Below are 24,565 nucleotides of genomic sequence, written 5' to 3' on the forward strand. Positions count from 1 at the left end.
CACGGAATCCAGCGTGTCCCCATCCCGCGCTACCGACGCTGCATGGGGGGCGAGGGTTGCGCATAGGCCCTGGCCGCCGACAACTCGGCGATTTCAGTGGTAATCGCGTCTTGCCGGACGATACGAGACTCGCGCGTGAGCGTCGAAAGCTGGTCCCTCACGTGATGACTCGCCGAGAGCATCGCCGCCAGGCGCGCTGCATTTTCCGACGCGAACGATTGCATCAGGCCTTCGCATAGCTCGAGGTACACATAGCGTTCGGTGAGCCCAGTCAGCAATACGTCGAGTGGAAGATTGACGAGCGGCGCCTGCCTGTGCGATGACAGTCGGAATCGCGCGAACTCGAACGGCACGAGCTGGCGAGTCACGATGCGTTCGTCGAGGGCAGGGCCGGGCGTCGCATGGACGAGCCAAAGCGCCGACGATGCATGATGGCGAAAACGCGAAAACACCGCATCGGCGATCTGTCCGGCCACCCGCATCGCGTCGTCCGCATGCGACGCCATCGGCACAGACAGCGCGTACGGCAATGCACGCTCTCGAGCCAGCATCGCGCCTCGCGTACCGACCACGAAGAGGTCGGCTGGCGCGTTCCCCTTCAGGCACTCGACCTTCGCGAGCAGATGCTCATTGAAGCCGCCAACAAAACCCTGCTCTGTGCACACGACAATCAGAATGCGGGTGCCGGTTTCCGCCGTTCCGGGATCGGTCGCGTCGTCTGAAGGCAAGGCCGCCAGCACCCTGCCGATGGCATCGCCGACGATGGCTGCGCTCGAGCGAATACCGGCAAGCCGAGCCTGCGCCTCACGCTCGCGCGCTGCCGCAATGCCACGCATCGCACCAATCACCGCGTCGAGTTGCGTCGCTGACGCGGCGCGGCTCTCAATTTCACTGAGCTTGCTGGTCATCGCGATATCACCGCCCGGTACTCCCATTGACGTGCTCATGCACGGCCCGTTCGACAAGCGTGCGGATCCGCTCGACCTGATGCTTGCGCTGTGCGTCGTCGAGCGCGGACAACGGCCACGCCTCAGCGGCCGCATCGCGAGCCGCCTCGTCCGCGCGCTTCAGTTTGTCGCGAACCCAGGCGGTGACGTCGCGCGAGATGCCGTCGAAGACACCCTCATCCAGGGCCGCGAGCAACGCAATCTGGTCGGTCACGCGCAATGCGCTGAAGCGCGGTTGTGTGATCAGCGCACGGATCCGCCTGCCCCGCTCGATTTTCGCGTTGACGCGCGCGTCAGCAAGACCGCCGAAATGGCTAAACATTTCGAGTTCGAGAAACTGCGCGTAGTCGAGCCGCAAACGGCCCGCGACATCGCGCAGTGCCGCGCGCTGCGCCTTGCCACCGACGCGGCTCACGCTCAATCCGACATCCACTGCGGGCCGTTGATTCGCGGCAAAAAGCGCAGCGTCAAGCACGATTTGTCCATCCGTGATCGAAATCAGGTTCGTCGGGATATACGCCGACAGATTGCCAGCGTGCGTCTCGGCGATCGGCAGCGCGGTCAGCGAGCCGCCGCCGAGCGCTGCCGACAACCTGGCCGCGCGTTCGAGCAGGCGCGCGTGCAGGTAGAAAATATCGCCGGGATACGCCTCGCGCCCGGGCGGCTCGCGCGTGAGCAACGCAAGCTCGCGATGCGTTGCCGCGTGCTTTGTCAAATCGTCGATCACGATCAACGCGTCCTGGCCGCGATCGCGAAAGAACTCGGCAATCGAAAAGCCCGCAAACGGCGCGATCCATTGCAGCCCGGGCGGCGTTGCCGCAGATGCCACGACGAAAATACAGCGCTCGGGCGCGCCGTGCTCGCGCACGGCATCGATGGCGCGCTGCACCGCCGTGGAGCGTTGCCCGACCGCGACATACACGCAAATTACGTCGCTATGCTTCTGATTGACGACTGCATCGATGGCAAGGGAGGTCTTGCCAGTTGCGCGGTCTCCGATGATCAGCTCACGTTGGCCGCGTCCGATGGCAAAGAGCGCATCGACGACCAGTACACCTGTCTCGAGCGGCTCATGCACGACGTCGCGCTCGATGATTGCGGGCGCCGGGCGTTCCACGGGCAGGCGCGCTTCGCATTTGGGCGGATCGCCTGCGTCCAGCGGTCTGCCAAGCGGATCGACGACGCGTCCGAGCAGCGCATCGCCAACGGGTACGTCAAGCACGCGTCCGGTACGAACGACATGCATCCCGGCCCGCACTGGCGTGTCGCCGTCGAGTAGCACAATGCTGGCGGTGGTGTCGTCGAGTGAATGAATGAATCCGCGTGCGCCGCACTCGATCTCGACAACCTCGTCAAGCGCCGCGTCGGGCAGGCCCGAGAGAAACGCAATGCCGTCGGCGATCAGCTCGATGCGCCCGATGCTGGCGGCACTCGGTTCGGGAGTGAGGCGCGCGAGCGCGGCACGCTGGCGGGCGAGCCACCCGTCGTCCGCCGGGTCGTCGTTGACATCAGCGTTGGCGGCCGTCATCGCGAAGCAACCCGTCATGAATCTGTGCCAACCGATCTCGCCAACTATTGCGGACTACGCCGTGCGTGCCCGACAACTCAAGTCCTGCGATCAGCGCTCGATCAACCTCGGTAGTGAATTCGACGCGGCGCCCGAGCGCGGTGGCGAGCGCTGCGGCGCACGCCGCACGTTCATCCATCGTCAATGCGCGCGGCGCTGTGAGCCGCAGTGACGCGTCCTCGGCCATTTCTGCGCGCGCGGCCGGCGACAGCAGGTGAACGCCATTCGCCAGTCCGGCGATGAACGCCGTCACGCGCATGCCATCGGGCAGTTGATCAAGCAACTTCGCGGCAATGTCGACGGCGAGCTGCAGCTTTTCCGCCGCCGCCGCGTCGGCCTGCGACGCCCGCTCGCGCGCGATTTCCGCCGCAGCCTGGGCGCGAAGCCGAGACGCGTCTTCCTGCGCCGCGGCGAGCAGCGCCGCGCGCTGCGCTTGCGCTTCGCTCTCGACGTGCGCGAGCGTCTGTGCTCGCTGTGCGGCAAGTTGCTCGCGTTCGGCCTGCGCTGCATCGCGCTCGGCCTGCGCCGCGAGCTTTGCGGCCTTCGCGTCGCTCATCAATGCATTGGCACTGGCCTGACGCTCGGCCATGATCTTCGCGACCGGACGGAACAAAAAGCGCGCGAGCAGCCACACCAGAATGAGCGCGTTGATCGTTTGCAGTGCCAGCGTCGACCAGTCGAGTTTCATCGCGCGCTCTATTTCACGAATGGGTTCGCAAACAACAGCAGCAAGGCGACGACAAGGCAATAAATCGCCATGGTCTCGATCATGGCAAGCCCGACGAACAGTGTGCGCGATAACGTGCCCGCCGCATCAGGCTGGCGGGCGATGGCATCCATTGCGGCTGCGACCGCACGGCCCTCGGCAAGCGCAGGACCGATCGCGCCGAACGACACGGCCAGTGCCGCCGCGACGATGCTGAAGATTTCAATGAGGCTCATGTCTGTCCTTTAGGCTTGTCGTGAACGGAAACGCCTGACTTGCCGACGGCCGCGCCGATGAAGACCATCGCGAGCACCGCGAAAATGTATGCCTGAACCGCGCCGGTCAGCAGGTCGAGCGCCATGAGCGGAATGGGCACGAGCAGCCCGGCGAGCGACAGCACGATGCCGACCACGAAAACGCCGCTCATCACGTTGCCAAACAGGCGAACCACGAGCGAGAACGTTCGGGTGACTTGCTCGACGACGTTCAACGGAATCATCACCCACGCCGGTTCGGCGAAGGTGGCAAGGTAGCCGCGAATGCCACGCGTGCGCACGCCGGACACGAGCGTCGCGGCAAGCACGAGCAGCGCGAGCGCGGCGTCGGTTTCCAGATGCGCGGTCGGCGGTTCAACCCCCGGAATGAGCGACGACCAGTTTGCGATCAAGACGAACAGGAACAAGGTGCCGATGAGCGAACGGTACGGCGCGGGGTCGGTCTGCATCGTCGCGCGAATCTCAGTGTCGAGCGTGCCGACCAGCAGTTCGAGCGCGGTTTGCACGCGCGACGGCATGACGGACAGCTTGCGGGTCAGCAGCAGCGAGGCGCCCGCCATCGCGGCCATGATCGCCCACGTCACCACCACGGGCGCCGTGACGATCAGAGGTCCCGCTCGTAGCAGCGGCTCCGCGATGAATGGCGCGTGAATCACGGTGCCACCCCCCGGCTTCGCAGCGCGACGCCACGCGCCCAGAGAAAGCCGCCGGTCCCGCCTAACAGGGCGAGCGCTCCCATTCTCGACAGCCCTACGAACACCGCGCCGGTGAGTGCGAGGCGCGCCAACTGTATCCCCAGCGCATGCGTCACGCGGCCTCGTGCGAAGCCCTCCACGGCCCAGTGCAGCGACGTGAAATGCAGCGCGCCAGCCAGCCGCCCCAACGCGACCCCGGCGGTCGCGAGCATGATGGTGTTGCCCCACGGCCATAGGTTCAGGTCAATCATGATCTCTCCTCTGCTGCCGATGCATCCAGCGCCATGCGGACCATAGGCCGATGGCCGCGCCGATCATCACCAGAGGTGCCGCAAAAAGTACCCGCGTGCCGGCAATGCGGTCCAGCCAATGCCCGAGCGCAAGGCAGAGCAGTATCGGTAGAACGATCGTCCAGCCGAGAATCCCAATCTGTCCGAGCCGCACGCCAAGCGACGGCTCCGGGTTTGCGCGCGCGATCTGCTCGTGGCTCGCAGCGCGCTTCGCCGCTTGCGCGACGCGATCGCCGTCTTTCCCCTCGGTGTCTCCCGTAGGTGGCCAGGATGTCATTGCGCGGCTCCCTGCTTGGGCGGAGGCCGGAGATAGCGCAGCATCTGACGTACTGCCTGCGCATGCAGCCGTGTCTGCTCGACGCGCGCGCGCCGCATCGCGTCGAGTTGCGCGGCGCGCGCGCGGCGCACTTCCGCTTCGAGCTGATCGAGCGAAGTCCCCGAAATGGCTTCACGGCACGCAAGCGAAACGTCGGTGCCGCCCGACACGACCAGCACACCGCCGTCGATCGCGCAGTAATGCTCGCTGCCATCTTCCCCACGCCAGCGCACGACGGAGGCACTCAACAGCGTGACAAGATCCGCGTGTCCGGCGTGGACGCCAAAGGCCCCACTGTCGTCCTCGGCACGTATGGACGAGACCGCCAGTCGGTCGACGACGATTTGCGATGGCGTGGTGATTGTCAGCGTGAAGCAACGCGCTGTCATGGCGAGGCCTCCTCTCACGTAGCGCCGGCCGTCGCCGTTTTGCTGCGCGCTTCCTTCGCGCGTGCCTCGTCCAGCGTTCCGACCATAAATAAGGAACTCTCCTGCCAGTCGTCACACTCGCCCGCCAGAATCGCCTTGCTGCCGGCGATCGTGTCCGCGAGCGCGACCGATCGGCCGGGCTGGCCCGAGAAGGCTTCGGTGACCGTGAACGGCTGCGTAAGAAATCGTTGCAATCGGCGCGCGCGTTGCACGGCACGACGATCGTCGATGCCGAGTTCCTCGATGCCGAGCAACGCGACGACGTCCTGCAGTTCGCGCTGATGTTCGATCACACGCCGAACCTCGTTGGCGACCGCCGCGTGCGTCTCACCCACGACGAGCGGATCGAGCAAGATCGACGACGACGCGATCGGATCGATCGCGGGGTACATGCCCTCGGCGGCGAGCGAGCGCGACAAGACGATCATGCTGTCGACGTGCGATGCGAGCGTCGTCACGGCAGGGTCGGTGAAGTCGTCGGCGGGGACGTAGACCGCTTCAATCGCCGTGACTGCCGCATTGCCCACCGACACAATCCGCTCCTGTAAGGCCGCAACTTCGCTCGCGAGGGTCGGCTGATAGCCGACTCTCGAAGGCATGCGTCCGAGCAGCCCCGAGACCTCGGCGCCCGCCTGCACGAAGCGAAAGATGTTGTCCATCAGCAGCAGTACGTTCTGGCCGCGATCGTCACGAAAATACTCGGCGATCGTGACCGCGGTGAGCGGCACACGCCAGCGGGCACCGGGCGGCTCGTTCATCTGCCCATAGACGAGGACCGCGCGCGGCAACACGCCGGAGCCGCGCATGTCCGCCAGCATTTCGTGCCCTTCGCGCGAGCGCTCTCCGACGCCGGCGAACACGGACATTCCGCCATACTGCGCGGCCATCACGTGAATCAGTTCCATCACGAGCACGGTCTTGCCGACGCCGGCGCCCCCGAACATGGCCGCCTTGCCGCCATGCGCGAGCGGGGCCAGCAAATCGACGATCTTGATTCCCGTCTCGAACAGGCGCGTCGTGCCGCGCTGTGATGACAGGGGCGGCGGCGCGCGATGGATGGGTCGGCGCTCGATGGCTTCGGACAAAGGCTCACCGCCGTCGCGCGTCGTGCCAGCGACGTCGAGCAACCTGCCCAGCACGGCGTCTCCTACGGGCACGTCGATGGGCTTTCCGGTGGCCCGCACCGCCGCGCCACGCGCGAGACCTGCGCTCGCGTGCAACGCAAGCGCGCGTATCGTGCGCTCGCCGGTGTGTGACTGGACTTCCGCGAGGATCGGCGAGCCGCCTCGCAGGGTGATCCATAGCGCACTATCGACCGCGGGGAGGTCGCTCGTCTCGAACGCAACGTCAACGACCGCGCCACGCACCGCGCACACTCGTCCACACATCTGCGCCGTTGTTGGGCGAGTGGTCGTGTCCTGACTGGCGGTACTGGCGAGAATCGACACGGCGCGTTCCCCAAGATCGGATCTGCAATCTCTTCACAATAGTGGCACGCCGAAGAAGGGGGCTGATCCTGATCAAACGTTGCGGGCATCGTTGCCCATCTTGAACGCGTGACGCACCGCAAGGCGAGAAAGCCGCCGTACGGTGCGTCTGCGCTGCCGCGCGTTAGAAGTCAGGCGTTTCCACCGGGCGCAGGTCGAACACGAGCACTTCCGCGTCGTTGCCGTGCGAGAGCGTGAGGGCGGTTTCGTTGCGCACGCGCACTCCATCGCCTTCCGCCAGCGCCACGCCGTTCAAGCTCACGCCACCGCGTGCAACATGCACATAGGCGTAGCGGTTCGGCGCAAGCGTGAGCGTGGCTGACTCGTCGCCGTCGAACAGACCGGCGTACACACGCGCATCCTGATGGATGTGCAGCGAGTTGTCGCTGCCATCCGGCGAGATGATCAGGCGCAGTCGGCCGCGCTTTTCTTCCGGCGTGAAGCGCTGTTGCTGATACTCGGGCGCAATGCCTGCCTGATTCGGCACGATCCAGATCTGCAGGAAGTGCACCGGCGAGGTGGGCGAGTGGTTGAACTCGCTGTGTGCCACGCCGCGTCCCGCGCTCATCAACTGCACGTCGCCCGGCTCGATCACCGACCCCGTGCCCATGGTGTCCTTGTGTTCGAGCGCGCCCTCGAGCACGTACGAAAAGATCTCCATGTCACGGTGCGGATGCTTGCCGAAGCCTTGCGCCGGCGCCACGCGGTCGTCGTTGATCACCAGCAGGTCGGAAAAGCCGACTTGCTTGGGATCGTAAAAATTCGCGAACGAGAACGTGTGGCGCGAGTTGAGCCAGCCATGGTTGGCAACGCCTCGGTCTGCAGCTTTTCTGATGTCCAGCATGATGGGCTCCTGTGTCTTCGTCGTTTCATTGAGAGGCTGGGTTGGCCTCGATGAATGTCATTTTAGAGTCCTGGCGAGAAACCACAATCCGCTTGATTGTGGAATAATTGTCGCGTTATAGGTGACAATTGAGGCCGATGACAATCGCCGATCTTCCGGGCGCGAGGTGGACGATTCTTAATGCGTGGGGTTCAAACGACCGAAAGCGCGGGCGTTGGCGCGCGTGCCGGTGCGCGATGTGCGAGACTACGGACCTTCTTTCCCAAAGCTGGCCGGCCAATGCGCGAGCAGGCACGGCAGGCTGTTATCGGACACTTGTGCGCGCATGGCTTGAGGGCCGTGCAGTCGTCCGACCCGCCCCCACTGGAGATTCGTCATGAGCCGCACCTATGCATTTCGTATCGTCAACGTTTTCGCCGAGACGACCTTCGGAGGCAATCCGCTGTGCGTTTTCGAAGACGCGCGCGGGCTGAGCGACGACGAGATGGGCGCGTTGGCGCGACAGTTCAATCTGTCCGAGACGACGTTCATTCTGCCCTCCGAGACGGCCGATGCGCACGTGCGAATTTTCACGCCCGGTTACGAGATGCGTTTTGCCGGGCATCCCACGCTGGGGACGGCGCACGTGCTGCGTGCCATGCGCGCCCTGGGTGACCGCGTGACGCTGCAATTTGCCGCCGGCCTGGTGCCGGTTCAGGCGAGCGGCGATCACTGGACGCTCACGGCCCCGTCGTCGGGCGAGCCGAAGATCAAGCCTGCGAGCGAGGCCGATGCCGACATCGCGGCGCTGGTGCGGCTGGGGCGCGACGATCTCGCACAGTCGCCCCAATGGGTCGACACCGGGGCCGATCAACTACTGATTCCGCTGCGCGACGCCGACGCGGTCGCGCGGGCGCAACCCGACAGCGCGCGTCTGGAGCGCTGGCCGCTCTCGAGTCTGGAGCGTAAAACGGGTTACGTGTTTTCCATCGACGAGGAGACGGGCGGCGAGTTGCAGGTCACGGCCCGCTACTTCTTCACGACGCAGGGCGGCGGTGTGAGCGAGGACCCGGGCACGGGATCCGCTTGCGCCAACCTTGGCGGCTGGCTGATCGGACAAGGGTATCCGCTGCCGGTGCGCGCGCGCGTGTCGCAGGGCGACGCCATCGAGCGACCGTGCCGGTTGACGCTCGAAGTCACGGCGGATCGTCGGATCCTGGTGGGCGGCAACGTCATCGAACTCGCGCGCGGCGAGGTGCGCCTGTAAGGCGCCCGGGGACCATAGCCGTATGTATGCATTGGCAGCGCCGGTCGAGACCGAGCTGGACATCAAAAAGAGCCGGTTCATTGGCATCGTCATGCCGGTAACGTCGCGCGAGGCGGCCATGCGCGAACTCGGCGCGCTGCGCGTGCGTTATCCCAACGCCACGCATTATTGCTGGGTGTTGTTGTGCGAGGGCGCGTCGGGTTTCGACGACGATGGCGAGCCGGGCGGCACGGCGGCCAAGCCCATGTACAACGTGCTCATGCACAAGGGCCTGACGAATGTGCTGGCGGTCGTCGTGCGCTATTACGGCGGTATCAAACTGGGCGCGGGCGGCCTGACCCGTGCCTACGGGCAGGCGGTGAGCGAAGCGCTCAAGCTCGCCACGCTCACGGCGGTCGAGCCGACGACCGAGCCGCGCTACCGCTGCACCTTTGCCCACGAAGCGACGCTGCGCCGGTTGGCGGAGCGTCATGGCGCCGAGGTGCTCGACGCTGGCTACGATGACGCCGTCACGCTGCGGTTACGCCTGAAGGTGCGTGACGTGGCGGCGTTCGAAGCCGACGCGACGCAAGCCCTCAGCGGCGGCCTCAAGCGGAGCGATTGAGGCGATGAGACGGCCGGTCGTCGCGTGAGACGGCGCGCCGTGGCAGGACAGGGGGCCAGGGCGGCGAGGCGCGGCGTCAATGCTCGAAGAGGTGGAAGGCCTCGAAATGGTTTCGCCGTCGCGAGAGCGCCACGAGATTGACGATGCACGCGAGCGCAACCAGCGCGAAGAGGGGCGCGGAGACTTCGATGGTGTCGCGCGCGAGCAGCGAGACGAGTGTCAACGCCACCATGATCGCCAGCATCGCACGATGCAGCCACGTCGCCAGCCGCAGATGCCGCTCGGATTGCGCCACGAGCACGACCAGCGAGACATAGAACGGGGCGGCGATCAGCGCCAGCACGCAAAGCGCGAGGAGCACGCCAAGCACGCTGGCGAGCAGTGCATGCCCGTCGGCGGCGCTCGATTGCACGCCGACGACCGTTGCCGCAGCGAGATAAAGCAGCATCAAACCATCCAGAACAATCGCGGTTCGGTTCATGACATCTCTCCGACGAAAAAGGTGCGGAGGTGAGATCGCCCCGCGCAAGGCGACGGGGTCCGGTTGCGGTTCAACAGTCAGATGAAGGTGCCGGTACTTGGCGGCAGGCCAGACTAGCCACGCAATGCGATAGCGCCGTGACAGCTGTCCGCGGTTTGGAAGTCGTCGTCAGCGGGGTGGTTTCGGTGTGGCCAACGAACGTGGCGTGTCGTCCGGGCCGTGCGCGTTGCCGGCCATCGGTGGCGCCAGGCCCAGCCAGACGGCGGCCGCGTCAATGCCTACCGGGTCCACCGTGGCTTGTATGCGGTAGATCGACACGTTGCCACTTTCGTCGGCACAGAACAGGTCGCGCTCCAGATCCGCCACGATGTCGAGCCGTTGCTGACATCGGTAGAAGCCCAGTGGCGTGAGATCCTGCACCAGCGCGGCGAGCGTCTCGGGATAGAGATAGAGGCGGCGGGGCCAATGACCGTGCCGGGAGCGGAACGTGCCGAGGGCGCCGAGCACGTGGGCCAGCGTGCCGCCGTGACCGCGAACGCACTCCATCAGGCACGACGGGTCATGCGCCAGCGCAATGTCAGGGTCTGGCGTGCCGGGGCGAAGACGGCCGGGAAGGGTCGGGTGTCCCATGGTTCACCCCGCGTAACGCACGACCATGCGTGCGCGCGGCAAGCCAAGTATTGCCGATAACGTACAGGTATCCACAAACACTCCGTTGACTTCCCGAAGTTGCGTGCCCGGCGAATATTGGTCTAGTGATTTGATAGTTGCAGACGACTGCAACGGGCGAAATCCGCACTTTCGCCTAATCCGTCGGCATGAGGCGCCGACGATCCCGCGCCGGACGGCGGCAGGGAATAGGTGGCACGCGACGACCCAATGAAAACCGGCGGACTGAGCCGCCGGTTGATGCCCCATCGGGGCGTCGCCAGCCGCGTGTACCGGCGCGGCATGGTATGGGCCAAGTAGACTTGGCACCGGAAGGCATTGCCGTCATGCACTGAACCGTTTCCAGTTCCCGGCCGCGCCCATGCAGTTTGACTGCCCCTTGAGTATAGGTCGCGCGCGGGTAAGCGAATCGACTTTTCGGATGAGGGGGGCGCCAAGGGCGAACCGTTCGGTAGGCAAGCGCCCGAATTGACACAGGATTTCCCTCATGCCCCCGGTTTCGTCCGCGCCGACTTTGGGGTCTAATGTCACCATTCACGACGTAATCGCAAGGCATGCGGCTTTCCGCATCGTCATCGCGCGATACGACGCCGGGCCCCAGTCGAACATTCCAACGATGGCAATGAATTCTCTACAACGATGGACCCTGCTTGCCTGCCTCTGTGCGGCGCAGTCGGCGATCGCCGCCGACCAGTGCGAGGGTATCCTCATGCTGGCCAAGAGCGCGCAGACCGGCTTCGACAACATCTCCGGCCCGCTTGCGGCCAAGAACGACCGCGGCGAAAGCTATCAGGCGACCTACTCGGTACCGGGCGGCGACTGCAAGGTATTCCGGGCAAAGGGTCTCGCACCGACTTACGAATGTGTCTGGGATTACCAGAAGATCACGCCGGCGGATCTGCGCCGCGAGGCGCAGGGATTCGCCACGCAGGTCTCGCGCTGCACCCGGGGCGTGACCACGCTGCGCACGACCACGACAAACGCTGCCGGTTTGCCCGCCGAATGGCAGAGCGCGAGCCGGAAGTATGCGCATCCGGTCAACTTCACCGTCACGGCACAGGACTTGATCACGTCGCGCGGCGAGCGCCTGCGAGAAATCTCGCTGTCCGTCGAAAAGCAGATCGAGAAGTAAGCGGTACGTTACCGTTGCCGAGGTTGAACACCGTCTCGCCATCGGCGGCTGGGCGGCGCGCCCAGTCCCGCCGAACGGGGCTGGCGATGCGTCTGGCGCCACCGTGATGCTGCCGTTACAAACGGTTGCAGACCGCGCCACGCGTTAACATCTTTTCGGTCGACGCTCATTCGACCGACCCGGTACAGTCATTCTTGAGGCGTATGGCGCACAGGCAACCCACCGGTGCCGTCCGCGTCTCGTGCCAACCGGCCCCACCTTAGGGCCGGGTGCGATGGCTGAACCCAAATGAGTGCCCGACTTCGTTACTGTTTCCTGTTGCTGCTTGTGTGTGCCTATCCTGCCTGGGCAGGGGGCGGGCGCGGGCGCGACATGCTGGATTTGAACAAGGCATCGCTGCGGGAAGACATCAGCCGCTTCAGCGCCGATCGCGGTCGCGGTCAGGCGGCCTATCCGAACTGGGCGGCCCCGGCGGAGCCGCGTGAGCGCCAATACTCGCCGCAAGGCGAGCCACGCGGGTCGCGCGGCGGTGGCGGTGGCGGTGGCGGCCGTCGCGGTCGCTGACGCTTGTTGCCGCGCGCGGTTCCGCGCCGGCGTTGCTGTCCCCGTTTCCCGTTTTTCCCCTCCCCTCCGATGTCCTCGGACGAACCAGGCGTTGCACATGTGCAACATCGGATACGCTCGCCCATTCCCAGCAACGTCTGCCAATCACGCGTCCCACGCCTCCATTATTTCCCGACATCACGGCGAATGTGAGCAATCGCTAACTTGCTGATGTAAGGGACATATCGATTTCGTTATACCGAGACTAACTTTGGCGCGGATGGTCGGCTGAATTTTGTCTCCCCACCATTTCCCGGCCACTTCGTGTGGTGCGTTTTTTCTCGACGTTTCGGCCTATCTGCGCATGGCGAGCCTGTGCGAGAATCACGGCCGTTTATCAGGGAGGCGCTTCGCCAGCGGGCGCCGGCCGCTCCCGTGCACACCGGGAACGGGCACACAAAAGACATAAACCAAGGAGAAGTGAATGAAGCGGAGCATGGCCAAGGGCATTGGCGGGGCACTCGTGTTGGGCGCATGCATGAGCGCGCCGGCGTTCGCACAATCGAACGTCACGCTGTACGGTCAGGTCGACGCCTGGATGGGCGCAGTCAAGAACCCGGGAAGCGATCGCGCCTGGACGCAGGGCGGCGGCGGCATGTCGACGTCGTACTGGGGCATGAAGGGCAATGAAGATCTCGGTGGCGGCCTGAAGGCCGTGTTCGTGTTGGAAGACTTCTTCCGTCCGCAGAACGGTCAATACGGCCGCTTCCAGGGCGACTCGATGTTCTCGCGCAACGCATACGTCGGTCTGTCGTCGGACACCGCCGGCACGGTCACTCTCGGCCGTCTCACCACGTCGTACTTCGTCTCGACCATCCTGTTCAACCCGTTCGTCGATTCGTACACCTTCAGTCCGATGGTGTTCCACACGTACATCGGCGTGGCCGGTCAGGGCATCGTGGGCGACTCCGGCTGGAACAACGCGGTGATGTACACGACGCCGAACTTCAAGGGGCTGTCGGGCAGCGTCTCGTATGCGTTCGGCAACAAGGCCGGTGAGACGGGGCAGAACAAGTGGAGCGCGTCGGCGTTGTACTTCAACGGTCCGTTTGCGGCGACCGTCGCTTACCAGCAGGTGAAGTTCGATTCGCAACCGGACGACCTCGCCGGCATGACGGGCTTTCGCAGCCAGCAGGCCGTGCAACTGGGGGCGACGTACGACCTGCACGTGGTGAAGTTGTTCGGTCAGTATCAGTACATCCGCAACAACATCGCCGGCGGCGGTGTGTCGGAGAACGGTGGCCAGCTCGGCGTGTCGGTGCCGCTGGGCAACGGCAGCGTGCTCGCGTCGTATGCCTATACGAAGAGTTCTGGCGCGAGCAACGTCAACCGCAAGACGTGGGCGCTCGGCTATGACTACCCACTCTCGAAGCGCACGGATGTCTACGCCGCGTACATGAACGACAAGGTGAGCACGCTCTCGGGTGGCGATACCTTCGGCGGCGGCGTTCGCATGAAGTTCTGACATTCCCCGCGCACGCGGACTTTATGCGCGTGCCGAAGGAATCATCGAAGGGGGCAGACGCCGATTGGGCGCGTCTGCCCCCTTCGTTCGTCAGGTCGATCGCGATGTCATTGTTTGCGGATGTGGATGCCGACACCGACACGCCCGGCAGATCACACGCCCGCGTCAGCGTCGTTTCGCAGAGCGGTTTCATGTGTCACCGAATCCACGGGTCCGCGCTATGATTTGTGCACCGCGCAAGACGGTATTCCCGCCATCCCCCGAGCACAAACGGAGTAGAGACGACATGACGATTCAACACGTAGGCATCATTGGCGCAGGCACCATGGGCAACGGCATTGCACAGGCCTGTGCGGTGGCCGGGCTGCCGGTGACGATGGTCGATATCAGCGATGCCGCCGTACAGAAAGGCGTGGCGACGATTGCCGGCAGCCTCGATCGCCTGATTAAAAAAGACAAGCTCACGGCCGCCGACAAGCAAGCCGCACTGGCGCACATCACGACCTCAACCGACTACGCCTCGCTGGCCGACGCCGACATCGTGATCGAGGCGGCCACAGAGAACTTCGATCTGAAGGTCAAGATCCTCAAACAGCTCGAGGGCGCGACGAAGGACAGTGCGATTCTCGCGTCCAACACGTCGTCGATCTCGATCACTCAGCTTGCCGCCGTGGTCGCCAAGCCGGCCCAATTCATCGGCATGCACTTCTTCAACCCGGTGCCGCTGATGGCGCTCGTGGAGATCATTCGCGGCTTGCAGACGACCGACGAGACGCATGCGCGTGTCGATGCCCTCGCGCGCCGACTCGGCAAGTCGCCGATCACGGTGAAGAACGCGCCGGGCTTCGTCGTCAACCGGATCCTGGTGCCGATGATCAACGAGGCCTTCTTCGTGCTGGCCGAGCATCTGGCGTCGCCCGAAGAGATCGACGAAGGCATGAAGCTCGGCTGCAATCATCCGATCGGACCGTTGGCGCTCGCCGACATGATCGGTCTCGATGTTTGCCTGTCCGTGATGAACGTCTACTACGAATCATTTGCGGACTCGAAGTACCGTCCGTGCCCGTTGCTCAAGGAAATGGTCGCCGCCGGGTATCTCGGACGCAAGACCGGGCGCGGCGTATATACGTATTGACCGCCGGTCGAGCGGACGGCAGGCCGGCGCGAGTTACGCGCCGGCGCGTTGCCCGGGCGTCACGTGGTAATCGCCGGATTCACCGCCGAGGTACTGGCGACCGTTGGCCGTCATCCACTGATGCTGCTGTCCGCCCTGAATCGACTCTGGCGGCAATGATTGTTCGTATCCCTGAAGATATGCGCGCTCGCCTTCGATGCGAAATCCGTGAGCGGCGGCAAGCCATTCCGCGTCGACGGCCTGCGCATCGTCGATCTTCAGGCGTTGCTCAGCCGGCTCGTCGGACCGCGGCGCGCCGAGACCATAAGGCGCTTGGCGCTTGGCGCGAGCCTGCGCTCTCAGCAGGCCAGTCGTTTGCGCGTGTCCTCGTATTCCTGCTTCAGACGCGCGATGATTTCGGCCGTCGGACGAATATCGTCCATCAATCCCACCCCTTGACCCGCACCCCATATGTCCTTCCATGCCTTCGCCTTGGAGAAGTTCATGGCGCTCTTGTCGGCCGTGGGCAAGTCATCGGGATCGAGGCCGGCATTCAGTATGCTCTGTCGAATGTAGTTGCCGGACACACCGGTGAACAGGTTCGTGTAGATAATGTCGTTGGCACTCGCCTCGACGATCGCCTGCTTGTACGTGTCGCTGGCGTTGGCTTCCGACGAGGCGATGAACCGCGTGCCGATATAGGCGAGATCGGCGCCCATGGCCTGGGCAGCCAGGACCGAGCCGCCGTTGGCAATCGCGCCGGAGAGCACGATCGGGCCGTCGAAGATCTTGCGCACCTCGCCCACCAGAGCGAACGGCGAGAGCATGCCCGCGTGCCCGCCCGCCCCAGCGGCGACGAGGATCAGCCCATCCACACCGGCTTCGAGCGCCTTGTTCGCATGGCGCAGATTGATCACGTCGTGCAGTACGATGCCGCCGTAGCTGTGTACTGCGTCGAGCACCTCCTTGGGCGGCGCGCGCAAGCTCGTGATGAAGATCGGCACGCGATGCTCCACGCATACCCGCACGTCGTGTTCGAGGCGCTGGTTCGACTGATGCACGATCTGATTGACGGCGAGTGGACCCACGATGGCGTCCGGATTCGCCGCCTGATACGCGGCGAGTTCCTCGGTGATGCGAGAGAGCCAGTCTTCAAGAATTTGCGGCTCACGCGCGTTCAGCGCGGGGAACGAGCCGACGATCCCGGCCTTGCACTGTGCGAGCACCAGTTCCGGGTAGCTCACGATGAACATCGGCGACGCCACGACAGGCAGCGCCAGGTTTTGCAGAATCTTGGGAAGGGCCATGAAGTCTCCTCGGGCAGGACGTTCGGCGAACGACATCATTGCGTCGGCGCTCAATTCGCAGCGGGTTAATTTCGCGAACGATCGTTCGATTATAGGGGGAATCGTTCGTCGTCCGGTGAGCGGGCACTCGAAGAAAGCTTCGGTTCCGTGGAGGGAATTCGCGCGCGTATCAGGGAAAGTCCCCTTGGGGGACTAGGGCGTCGCGACTAGGATGAAAGCGCGTGCCAAGCGGCGTCAGCATCAAGACGCCACAGGACGGGCGCCGCGTTAGCGACCGCAACGTTCGTCCGGCACGTCACGTCCTCAAACGCCGCTTGCCGTGACTGGCAAGCGGCGTTGTTTTTTCAAAGATCTCGAAAGCCCGGTGCGCCTAGACGGCGTACAACGTATCCGTCTCACGCTCGTAGCGCACGGCGCCTGCTTTGGCGAGTTCCGCGACGAGGCGGTCGAGCAGGTCGGGCCAGGCCGACGGCGGCGCAAGCATCGCGGCCGCACTGCGCCAGGCTCGCGCGGTGTCGAGGGTGGCCTTGAGCACCGTGCCCGTCATCTCCGTCTCGGCCATGAGACGGAAGACGATCAGCACCTTGAGGGCGTTGCGCGCATTGCGTGCCGGATCGCTTTGCAGATAGTCGAGGCGTGCGCGCGCGGTGGCGAGTGCGCCGTCGATATCGCCGAACGGTTTGCCGTGTCCGGGAATGACCTGCGCCACATCGAGTTGCTCGATGAGATTGAGCACGGCGGCCTGTTCGGCGAACCCGGACTCGCCGTCGAGCTCCGGAAAGATCACGCCGAAGCCGCGTTCCCACAGCGCATCGCCGGAAATCAGGATGCCGTCGGTGGCGTTGTAGAGCATCAGCGCGTGCGGATCGTGGCCCGGGGCACCGAGAACGAGCCATTCGCGCTCGCCGAGCGTCATCGCGTCGCCGGGCGAGAGGGTGTCGTCGAAGGTGAAGCGCGCGCACTGCTGGCCCGTTGCTTCGAACGACAGACGCCGTGCATCCCAGTGGCGCACGGGGTCGGCATCGGCGGCGGGGACCCATGTACGGCAACCGTAGCGCGCTTGAAGTGCCGCGTTGCCGCCGCAATGATCGGAGTGCAGATGCGTGTTGACGAGCCGTTCGAGCGACTGGCCATGCGGCAGCGCGTGCGCGACGAGCGCGAGCGTCTGCTCGGCATGCGTGACGTAGCCGCTGTCGACGAGTGTTGGCGCGTCGCCGAGGAACAGGACATTGTTCGAGGAGAGCCAGCCGCGCTCGAACACGCGAAGCCCGGCGGGCAGGGCATGCGAGGTCATGGACGTAGGGGCATAAGAGGGAACACAGGGCGCTGGCGGCGTGTCACGCCGGCTTGGCGCTCACGAGGATCTTGGCCGTGGCGGCGATCACTGTCTCGCCGCGTTGATTGACGGCCTCGCCGTCGAGCGACACGATGTCGCCCGCGAGTTTGTCCTTCCACAGGCTGTCGGTCACGGTCCAGCGCACGGTGATGTCGTCGCCCGCGTGCACGGCGCGGCGCAACTTCATGTCGAATTCAAGCCCGAGCGGTTGGGCCGTTTTCGAATAGTGCGTGGCGAGCAGGGCGGCCAGATACGACATCTGCTGCGTGCCCGACGAGATCAGTCCGCCGAAGCGCAGGTCTGCGGCCGCGTAATCCGCGTCGTGGTGCAGTGGATTGAAGTCGTGTGCGAGCGCGGAAAATTCGCGGATCGAGTCAGGCGAAAAATGGTGGGTGGCGGCGAAGGTCTCACCAATGGCAACGATTTTTCCCATATGCGGTATTGAAAGCGTTATGCGTCGGGGCGCGTCATGCGTTGCCCGAGCCGGGGTCGTTGGCGATCACGCGGCGATACTGCACCGGCGGCGGTTCGTGTTCGACACGTCGTGCGGGCAACAGCGACCAGATGTGGCGCTTGTCGTCCTCGGCCATCGTCGACCATGCGGCAATTTCGTCGAGCGTGCGCCAGCAGCCAGAGCACCACCCCGTCGCTGGATTCATGCGGCAGATGTTGGTGCAGGGCGATGGCACAGGGGACGCGGGCAGGGTCATGATGGCCTTGGGGTGACGTAGGGAAGCGTTCGCTCAGTCGCGCAGCGCCACGTCGACGACGGGCGCGCCCGTCATCGCCACGAGCTGCATCGGCGTGAGGTTGAACACGGCATGCGGGTGCCCGGCGGCGGCCCACAGACTGGTGAGCTTGAGCAGGTCTTCGTCGATCAGCGTGAGCGGCGACACGACGTGCCCGATCGGGCTGACGCCACCAATTGAATAGCCTGTCTTCTCCTTGACGAAACGCGCATCGGCGCGGGCAAGGTCGCCGACCTGTGCCGCCACCTTCTTCTCGTCGACGCGATTGATGCCGCTCGCGATGACCAGCACCGGGGTGTCGTCGGCGGCGCGGCGAAAGAGGATCGACTTGGCGATCTGGGCCACATCGCACCCCAGGCCGGCAGCGGCCTCGGCCGAGGTCTTGCCGGTGCTCGGCAACAGCACGATCGGCTGGTCGTGGCCCAGGCCGGCAAGCAGCCGTGCAACGTGACGTGCGCCTTCGGGAAGAGCGTCCTGTTGGGCGGGTTCGGGAGTCCGGGGTGTCTCGCTCATGGTCGTGTCAGTGTCTTCGAATCACAGGGTCGACGCGGGCACATTGGCCCGCGCGGTATCACGCACAGGTGGGCGCGCCGTCCTGCAGTTTCGCGAGCATGGCGCGGCCGACGCGTGACGCGTTCGGCCGGTCGATGGCGCGCGAAATGAAGTCGCCCGTGCGTACGACGGCGTCCAGATCGATGCCGGTCTCGATGCCGAGACCATGCAGCAGATACACCACGTCTTCCGTCGCCACGTTCCCCGTCGCGCCCTTGGCGTACGGGCAGCCGCCGAGACCGGCGACGGACGAGTGGAAAATCGAAATGCCCGAGAGCAGCGCGGCGTAGACGTTGGCCGTCGCCTGGCCGTAGGTGTCGTGGAAGTGGCCGGACAGACGCTCGATCGGGAACACCTTCGCGCAGGCTTCCATGACTTCGCGGGTGCGCGAGGGCGTGCCCACGCCGATGGTGTCGGCAATGTCGATTTCGTCGCAGCCGAGCGCCGCGAGTCGTTGCACGACGTCGACCACGCTCGCGACGGACACTTCCCCTTGGTACGGGCAGCCGAGCGCGCACGAGATGCTGCCGCGCAGGCGCAGGCCGGCGTCCTTCGCCGCGCGCGCGACGGGTTCGAAGCGCGCGATGCTTTCTACGATGGAGCAGTTGATATTGCGTTGCGAGAACGCTTCGCTCGCGGCGCCGAAGATCACCACTTCGTCGGCCTTGGCCGCCACCGCGCCCTCGAAGCCGCGCAGGTTCGGCGTGAGCACCGAGTAGATCGTGCCGGGACGACGCGTAATGCCCGCCATCACCTCGGCGCCGTCGGCCATCTGCGGCACCCATTTGGGCGAGACGAACGAGGTGGCTTCGATATTGGCGAAGCCGGCGGCCGACAGTCGGTCGATCAGCGCAATCTTGATATCGGTCGGTACCGGCTGTTTTTCGTTTTGCAGACCGTCGCGCGGGCCGACTTCGACCACTTTCACGTGCTTCGGCAGATTAGGCGTGGACAAGGACATGCGGTGTCTCCTTGGAGGGGTTCGGGCAATGACGCGCGTGGGCGACGGCTCAGTAGCCGCGCGCCGGGTCGACGATGCCGGTGATGGCTTCGCCGCGTTCGAGCGCGGCGATCTTCCCGGCGATCTGCGCGACCGTTTCGTCGCGCAACGTCAGGGCGGAAATGTGCGGTGTGAGCGTCAGGCGAGGTGCGTGCCAGAACGGATGGTCTGCCGGCAACGGCTCGGTGCGAAACACGTCGAGCGTGGCTGCGGCGATCTGGCCGCTGTCCAGCGCGGCAAGGAGGTCGTCTTCCACCAGGTGCGCGCCGCGCGCGACGTTGATCAGGAACGCTCCTTGCGCCAACTTCGCAAACAGCTTGGCGTTGAGCACATCGACCGTTTGCGGCGTGAGCGGCAGCAGGTTGACGAGTATGCGGGCGCCGGACACGCAGGCATCGAAGCCGGCGTCGCCGTGGTGCAATTCGATGCCGCTATCGTCGCTGCGCTGGCTGCGGGTCCATGCACGTACCGGAAAGCCGAACGCCTTCAGTGCCTGGGCGACGTGCGCGCCGAGCGTGCCGTAACCGAGCACCGCGACGGGGAAATCCGCGAGACGGTTCGGCTTCTGGAACTTCCACTGACCTCGGGTTTGCTGCGCATCGAATTCGTCGAGACGGCGGAAGTAGCGCAATGCGGCGGCGCTCACGTACTGCGCCATCTGGTCGGCCATGCCGGCGTCTTCGAGACGGACCAGCGGCACGCCCGCCGGCAGGCGATGCGCGTCTTCGCCGTGCGTGCCGAGCACACCGTCCACCCCGGCGCCCAGGTTGAAAATCGCTTTCAGGCGCTCGCGCGGTTGCAACACTTCGGCATTCGGCTTCCAGAGCACCAGGTAGTCGGCGGGTGCTGCATCGCCAGGCTGCCAGCCGCGAATGCCGGCCTGCGGCAGATGCTCGGCGAGGCCGGCTTCGTAGGCGGCGGTCTTGCCGTCCGGAGAAAAGATCAGGATGTCCATGAGTTGCGGGGCAGACGCGTATAGGAATGAGTCATGGCGATAGGGCCAGCGAGGGGGCGGCACGCACCTACCGCACTGACGGTAACGGCGCGGGCGCATGGCACACATGTCCGGTCCTTCCGGCAGGCGTCGACGGCGCAGCCGCGTTCACTCGATTGACGTTAACGTCAAGTGTAACGCAGCTTGTGGTGTCGCGCGTACTGCGGCGAGGCCGGAGTCGCGGAGGGCGACGAGCCGCGAGGAGGGTGCGGTGGGCGAGGAAGGCGAGGGCGGGGCGGTGACGTTGTGACGCGGCGCAGCGGCACAGCGCGCCGCTCCGCCGTCGGGGAATGACCGAAGCCGGTCAGTCGTTGGCGGCCGCGCGCAACGTCACGAGGTTGACGGCGAAATTGTGGCTGTCGTCGGCGATCCAGACTTCACCGTCCTGAATCGTGCACTGGAGGCGCATCGTGCGCGCGGCGAGTGCCGTGAGCGCCTCGGCGGACGCCTCATCGAGCATGCGCACCGTGAGGTTCGACAAGCGGGTGATCTGCGACTCGGTCGCCTGCCACCAGACGGCGGCGGGTTTGCCACCGTACGCCACGACGTCGACATGCGTCGCACGGCCCGCGGCTTTGACAAGGCGCCGCGCGTCGGGTTGCCCGACGTCGATCCAGCGGACGATGTCGCCCCCGAAGTCGTGTTCCCACAGGTCGGGCTCGTCGGCGTTGGAGAGGCCCTTGCCGAACGCGAGCCGTTCATCGGCATACAGCATGAAGGCCAGCAGGCGCACCATCATGCGTTCGTCGGTTTCCGACGGATGTCGGGCGAGCGTCAGGCTATGGGCGGCGTAGTAGTGGCGGTCGAGGTTGGTGATCTGCACCTCGGCCTTGTATATGGTGGCTTTGAGTGCCATACCGGGAAACCGCAGGAATGAAGGGAGTCGCAAGCATACACTAGCGCGTTGTTCCCGCTCTCCAAGGCGCCATGGCATGCCGATGGCGCACCGCGGCAAGCTCGGTATACTGGCGGCCCCGCCTTACCTGATGTGTCTCCCATGCCGGTTCCTGTACCGCAAACGATCGACGTCAACGGTTATCCGATGGCGTACGTCGAGACCCCTGCCCCCGCCGACGCCAGTGGCGCGCCGCTCTTGCTGGTTCACGGTTCGCTTTGCGATTGCCGTTACTTCAAGCCGAACATGGCGCCGTTGGGGCAGCGGCGGCGGGTCATCTCGGTGAGTCTGCGTCACTACTGGCCCGAAGCCTGGGGCGGCCATGACGGTACGTTCTCGGGGGAGCAGCACGCCGAGGACCTGGCCGCATTCGTCACGGCGTTGGGCGTCGGCCCGGTCCATATGCTCGGCCATTCGCGCGGCGGCTATGTCGCGTTGCGCACGGCACTGCTCGCGCCCGACACCGTACGCTCGCTGATACTGGCGGACCCGGGCGTGGAAATCAGCGGCGGCCCGGCGCAGACGCCACTCGACCGCGAGCGGGGCAGCTTCCGCGAGCAGGCGCTTGCTGCCATCGAGTCCGGGGATATCGACGGCGGACTGGCGATCTTTATCGACACCGTGAGCGGCCCGGATACGTGGCGGCGCATGGTGCCGTGGTTCAAGCAGATGGTGCGCGACAACGCTCACACCCTGATCGGTCAGGTGGCCGAGCCGCGTACGCCGTTGCCGATCGACGCCCTTGGCGCGTTGCATGCGCCGGTGCTTCTGATGGGCGGCGCGCAAAGTCCCGCACCCTATCCCGACGTGCTGAACGCGCTCGCGTGCGCCATGCCGGAAGCCCGTCGCATGGTGATCCAGGACGCATCGCACGGCATGAATCTGGCCAATCCGATTGCGTTTCACCGCGCGGTGGACGCCTTCCTCGGGAACGACTGAACCCGAGGAGCGACGCCGGCGCGCGGGCCGGCGTCGCCCGGCGCCGGACACGCGCGCGTTGCGCGGACGTCGCGTCCCGCGATCAATCGCCCCGTTCTCATTCGTCGCGCAACACGCCGTGGCCCAGACGCAAGCTCAGCGTGCGGACCAGATCGGCCATCCACGCCTGATCGCGGTCCGACAATTTCTGCATTGCCCGGTTGAGCGAGGGATACGGATCGCAGGGCACCGCCACCCCCGCGTCAGCCAGCATGCCGTTCGACGAATCGAACGCCAGCAACTCATGCGGTGGCAGTCCCAACGTGTCGGCGAGAATGCAAATGTTGCGCAGCGAGATATTGCGCTTGCCTCGCTCGACACCGCTCAGGTATGAGCGCGCCAGACCGCTTTCCAGGGCAAGCTTGTCTTGCGCCCAGTTGTACTTCTTGCGCAAACCGGCCAGGTGTCGGCCGAATCTGAATAAATTGGTGTCCATAAGAATGTTTTCCTTGTTAGGGACAAGAAGATTGAAACAAAAAGCCGGCATTGGGGACGGTGCCTCGGGTATCCCCCGTTTGCGAGGCACGAACTACCGGGTCCGCAACGCGGATTTTTTGCGGACTTTCGGAGAAGGCACAAGGAGTGCGTGCTTTCAGACGGTAGTGGTGGCGCCAGTTTGCGTACCGCTCTGCAGGCATTTCGATACGCTTTGTCGCACTCCCGTGAACCGGAGCCGCGCAGTGTGACACCGGACATGCCGGCGCAAGCCATCACGCGATTCTGAAAGTTTCCGCCTTGGGATGTCACTCGATGTTGACGGGGCGAACCGGACGTTGTGTCGAGCGGCGCGAATGGTCGGCAGTCATCGGCCGGCTGTCATGCTTGATAGGCTTGGCGTGCATGAAATAGGCACGGCGCGGTGATACGTCCATTGCGGGGATGTAAGACGCTCGACGAAGCGAGCGTTTTTACGGAAGGCCAGGTCACGCTTACAAGACGAACGCTCACGCAGCGTCCCCGCGATGCTGGGGGGACTTTGCGTAATGTCCTAAGAATCAATTGCCTCGCTTTCGCTCACTCGTCATCGCCGGTGGGGAAACGCCGGGAGTCATCGCGTGCGATGGCGTCGGATCTGGCGGCATTGGCCGACGTGACGGATGTGTCGTGGCGTTCGGATGGGGTGCGCCCGGGGTCACAGATGCGCGCGACGGGATGGGCGGCGTCGGTGCCGGTGCCGTCGGCAACGCGGTAGCCAGCTTCCCTCGGCGCGGCGAGTTGAAGATGGGCAGGAAAGCCTGCGGAGAACGCTGGGGCGGTGGGCGTCCGTCTAGCGGCGTTGGGGAGAGCCGCGGGCGGGGCGGCGGCGTCATCGAGGTCGTCGAAATCGTCGAGATCCTCGGTATCGTCGATGCCGTCGCGCGCTTCGTGCCGATTGCGCCTATCTCGCGCATCGCCACAGGCACCGCCGTGTGCGACAGACAAGGGGCCGCATCGGTCTGCGTAAGCGTCGGTCGCCGACGGCGGCGCCGCCTGACTCAGGCGGGAGCTGAGGCTTCGAATGATCTCGGCGAGCCAGACCTGATCGCGGTTTTCGAGGCGGCACAACGAACGGCTGATCTGCGGCAATGGCGTGCGATCGGGTAGCGCTGCGGTGTCAGCGGCACCGGCCGCCTGCGCAAAGCGCAGCATTTCGGACGTTGGCACGCCGAGCGTATCGGCCAGTACGCAGATATTGACCAGGGCGACGTTGCGTCGACCGCGCTCGATGCCGCTGACGTACGAGCGAGCCAGACCGCTCTCGAGCGCCAGTTTCTCCTGCGACCAGCCGCGCGCCTTGCGCAAGCAGGCCAGATGGTCTCCGAACAGCGCGAGTGGATTCGTTTGCATGGCGGAACTCCGTTGACGAGTCACACAGCGTAATCAATCCCCCCGCGTCTTGCGACGT

The 24,565-nt window shown here is 65.0% G+C and carries 30 protein-coding genes; 7 read left to right on the forward strand and 23 right to left on the reverse strand.

The annotated features are described in order from the left end of the window. Positions 1-29: 29 nt before the first annotated feature. The 10 genes from OYT13_RS01700 to OYT13_RS01745 all read right to left on the reverse strand — a co-directional run bounded on the left by OYT13_RS01700 (position 30) and on the right by OYT13_RS01745 (position 7,555). The gene (locus OYT13_RS01700) at positions 30-908 is read right to left on the reverse strand and encodes a F0F1 ATP synthase subunit gamma (protein ID WP_268567171.1); all 879 of its coding nucleotides are present in this window, start codon (positions 906-908) and stop codon (positions 30-32) included. Positions 909-915: 7 nt separating this feature from the next. Further along, complete coding sequence (locus OYT13_RS01705) at positions 916-2,493, reverse strand: F0F1 ATP synthase subunit alpha (RefSeq protein ID WP_410007559.1); 1,578 nt, start codon at positions 2,491-2,493, stop codon at positions 916-918. Next, positions 2,456-3,202 (reverse strand): F0F1 ATP synthase subunit B family protein, encoded by a 747-nt coding sequence (locus tag OYT13_RS01710; protein WP_017233261.1) that lies wholly within the window; start codon positions 3,200-3,202, stop codon positions 2,456-2,458. Before OYT13_RS01710 ends, OYT13_RS01705 begins: the two co-directional genes overlap by 38 nt. Positions 3,203-3,210: 8 nt before the next feature. After that, positions 3,211-3,456, reverse strand: a complete 246-nt coding sequence (locus OYT13_RS01715) for a F0F1 ATP synthase subunit C (RefSeq protein WP_017233260.1) — start codon at positions 3,454-3,456, stop codon at positions 3,211-3,213. Beyond that, entirely contained in the window at positions 3,453-4,151 is a 699-nt protein-coding gene (locus OYT13_RS01720) for a F0F1 ATP synthase subunit A (protein ID WP_017233259.1), read from the reverse strand. Before OYT13_RS01720 ends, OYT13_RS01715 begins: the two co-directional genes overlap by 4 nt. After that, entirely contained in the window at positions 4,148-4,441 is a 294-nt protein-coding gene (locus tag OYT13_RS01725) for an ATP synthase subunit I (RefSeq protein WP_017233258.1), read from the reverse strand. Before OYT13_RS01725 ends, OYT13_RS01720 begins: the two co-directional genes overlap by 4 nt. Next, positions 4,434-4,757 (reverse strand): AtpZ/AtpI family protein, encoded by a 324-nt coding sequence (locus OYT13_RS01730; protein WP_017233257.1) that lies wholly within the window; start codon positions 4,755-4,757, stop codon positions 4,434-4,436. Before OYT13_RS01730 ends, OYT13_RS01725 begins: the two co-directional genes overlap by 8 nt. Further along, positions 4,754-5,185: a F0F1 ATP synthase subunit epsilon gene (locus OYT13_RS01735; RefSeq protein WP_017233256.1), complete on the reverse strand. Its 432-nt coding sequence runs from the start codon at positions 5,183-5,185 to the stop codon at positions 4,754-4,756. The genes OYT13_RS01730 and OYT13_RS01735 overlap by 4 nt, the downstream gene beginning before the upstream one ends. A gap of 14 nt (positions 5,186-5,199) precedes the next feature. Continuing rightward, on the reverse strand, positions 5,200-6,612 hold the full coding sequence (gene atpD, locus OYT13_RS01740; protein WP_268567836.1) for a F0F1 ATP synthase subunit beta: 1,413 nt from the start codon (positions 6,610-6,612) through the stop codon (positions 5,200-5,202). 223 nt (positions 6,613-6,835) lie between these two features. After that, a complete protein-coding gene (locus OYT13_RS01745; protein ID WP_017233254.1) occupies positions 6,836-7,555 on the reverse strand; it encodes a pirin family protein in 720 nt (239 codons plus the stop codon). Between the two features lie 376 nt (positions 7,556-7,931). Here OYT13_RS01745 and OYT13_RS01750 point away from each other — a divergent pair, with 376 nt between their 5' ends. Further along, the gene (locus tag OYT13_RS01750; RefSeq protein ID WP_017233253.1) at positions 7,932-8,801 is read left to right on the forward strand and encodes a PhzF family phenazine biosynthesis protein; all 870 of its coding nucleotides are present in this window, start codon (positions 7,932-7,934) and stop codon (positions 8,799-8,801) included. 22 nt (positions 8,802-8,823) lie between these two features. Then, complete coding sequence (locus tag OYT13_RS01755; RefSeq protein WP_017233252.1) at positions 8,824-9,405, forward strand: IMPACT family protein; 582 nt, start codon at positions 8,824-8,826, stop codon at positions 9,403-9,405. A gap of 76 nt (positions 9,406-9,481) precedes the next feature. Here the strand turns inward: OYT13_RS01755 and OYT13_RS01760 are convergent, their stop codons facing one another. Both OYT13_RS01760 and OYT13_RS01765 read right to left on the reverse strand, forming a co-directional pair. Further along, positions 9,482-9,886 (reverse strand): hypothetical protein, encoded by a 405-nt coding sequence (locus tag OYT13_RS01760; RefSeq protein ID WP_268567172.1) that lies wholly within the window; start codon positions 9,884-9,886, stop codon positions 9,482-9,484. Between the two features lie 168 nt (positions 9,887-10,054). Further along, positions 10,055-10,516 carry a hypothetical protein gene (locus OYT13_RS01765; protein WP_157211413.1) on the reverse strand — a complete coding sequence of 154 codons (462 nt, stop codon included), beginning with the start codon at positions 10,514-10,516 and terminating at the stop codon, positions 10,055-10,057. Between the two features lie 661 nt (positions 10,517-11,177). Between OYT13_RS01765 and OYT13_RS01770 the strand changes: the two genes are divergently transcribed. The 4 genes from OYT13_RS01770 to OYT13_RS01785 all read left to right on the forward strand — a co-directional run bounded on the left by OYT13_RS01770 (position 11,178) and on the right by OYT13_RS01785 (position 14,890). Beyond that, complete coding sequence (locus OYT13_RS01770) at positions 11,178-11,687, forward strand: hypothetical protein (protein ID WP_150562185.1); 510 nt, start codon at positions 11,178-11,180, stop codon at positions 11,685-11,687. A gap of 288 nt (positions 11,688-11,975) precedes the next feature. Further along, positions 11,976-12,251, forward strand: coding sequence for a hypothetical protein (locus tag OYT13_RS01775; RefSeq protein WP_017233248.1), 276 nt, complete (start codon positions 11,976-11,978; stop codon positions 12,249-12,251). A 463-nt stretch (positions 12,252-12,714) separates the two neighbouring features. Further along, a complete protein-coding gene (locus OYT13_RS01780) occupies positions 12,715-13,755 on the forward strand; it encodes a porin (protein ID WP_017233247.1) in 1,041 nt (346 codons plus the stop codon). A 286-nt stretch (positions 13,756-14,041) separates the two neighbouring features. Beyond that, positions 14,042-14,890 carry a 3-hydroxybutyryl-CoA dehydrogenase gene (locus OYT13_RS01785; RefSeq protein ID WP_268567173.1) on the forward strand — a complete coding sequence of 283 codons (849 nt, stop codon included), beginning with the start codon at positions 14,042-14,044 and terminating at the stop codon, positions 14,888-14,890. A 33-nt stretch (positions 14,891-14,923) separates the two neighbouring features. On the opposite strand, the gene OYT13_RS01790 is transcribed toward OYT13_RS01785, so the two are convergent. From OYT13_RS01790 to OYT13_RS01830, 9 genes are all read right to left on the reverse strand, one after another. After that, positions 14,924-15,046: a hypothetical protein gene (locus OYT13_RS01790; protein ID WP_261939344.1), complete on the reverse strand. Its 123-nt coding sequence runs from the start codon at positions 15,044-15,046 to the stop codon at positions 14,924-14,926. Between the two features lie 182 nt (positions 15,047-15,228). Further along, complete coding sequence (locus OYT13_RS01795; protein ID WP_017233245.1) at positions 15,229-16,176, reverse strand: NAD(P)H-dependent flavin oxidoreductase; 948 nt, start codon at positions 16,174-16,176, stop codon at positions 15,229-15,231. Between the two features lie 370 nt (positions 16,177-16,546). Further along, a complete protein-coding gene (locus OYT13_RS01800) occupies positions 16,547-17,470 on the reverse strand; it encodes an MBL fold metallo-hydrolase (protein ID WP_017233244.1) in 924 nt (307 codons plus the stop codon). Between the two features lie 43 nt (positions 17,471-17,513). After that, positions 17,514-17,945 (reverse strand): MaoC family dehydratase, encoded by a 432-nt coding sequence (locus OYT13_RS01805; protein ID WP_017233243.1) that lies wholly within the window; start codon positions 17,943-17,945, stop codon positions 17,514-17,516. Between the two features lie 34 nt (positions 17,946-17,979). Next, positions 17,980-18,222: a DUF1289 domain-containing protein gene (locus tag OYT13_RS01810; protein WP_083902257.1), complete on the reverse strand. Its 243-nt coding sequence runs from the start codon at positions 18,220-18,222 to the stop codon at positions 17,980-17,982. Positions 18,223-18,255: 33 nt separating this feature from the next. Then, complete coding sequence (locus OYT13_RS01815) at positions 18,256-18,774, reverse strand: YbaK/EbsC family protein (RefSeq protein ID WP_261939342.1); 519 nt, start codon at positions 18,772-18,774, stop codon at positions 18,256-18,258. 58 nt (positions 18,775-18,832) lie between these two features. Further along, entirely contained in the window at positions 18,833-19,774 is a 942-nt protein-coding gene (locus OYT13_RS01820; protein WP_268567174.1) for a hydroxymethylglutaryl-CoA lyase, read from the reverse strand. Between the two features lie 49 nt (positions 19,775-19,823). Next, positions 19,824-20,768, reverse strand: a complete 945-nt coding sequence (locus OYT13_RS01825; protein WP_017233238.1) for a 2-hydroxyacid dehydrogenase — start codon at positions 20,766-20,768, stop codon at positions 19,824-19,826. Positions 20,769-21,111: 343 nt separating this feature from the next. Beyond that, positions 21,112-21,663, reverse strand: coding sequence for a YaeQ family protein (locus OYT13_RS01830; RefSeq protein ID WP_017233237.1), 552 nt, complete (start codon positions 21,661-21,663; stop codon positions 21,112-21,114). Between the two features lie 141 nt (positions 21,664-21,804). On the opposite strand from OYT13_RS01830, the gene OYT13_RS01835 reads away from it, so the two are divergent. Then, the gene (locus OYT13_RS01835) at positions 21,805-22,641 is read left to right on the forward strand and encodes an alpha/beta fold hydrolase (protein ID WP_017233236.1); all 837 of its coding nucleotides are present in this window, start codon (positions 21,805-21,807) and stop codon (positions 22,639-22,641) included. Positions 22,642-22,738: 97 nt separating this feature from the next. Here the strand turns inward: OYT13_RS01835 and OYT13_RS01840 are convergent, their stop codons facing one another. Both OYT13_RS01840 and OYT13_RS01845 read right to left on the reverse strand, forming a co-directional pair. After that, positions 22,739-23,116, reverse strand: coding sequence for a helix-turn-helix domain-containing protein (locus OYT13_RS01840; protein ID WP_017233235.1), 378 nt, complete (start codon positions 23,114-23,116; stop codon positions 22,739-22,741). Positions 23,117-23,694: 578 nt separating this feature from the next. Beyond that, on the reverse strand, positions 23,695-24,507 hold the full coding sequence (locus tag OYT13_RS01845) for a helix-turn-helix domain-containing protein (RefSeq protein ID WP_017233233.1): 813 nt from the start codon (positions 24,505-24,507) through the stop codon (positions 23,695-23,697). Positions 24,508-24,565: the final 58 nt, after the last annotated feature.

Source organism: Pandoraea sp. XJJ-1 (assembly GCF_026802345.1).
Classification (GTDB): Bacteria; Pseudomonadota; Gammaproteobacteria; order Burkholderiales; family Burkholderiaceae; genus Pandoraea; species Pandoraea cepalis.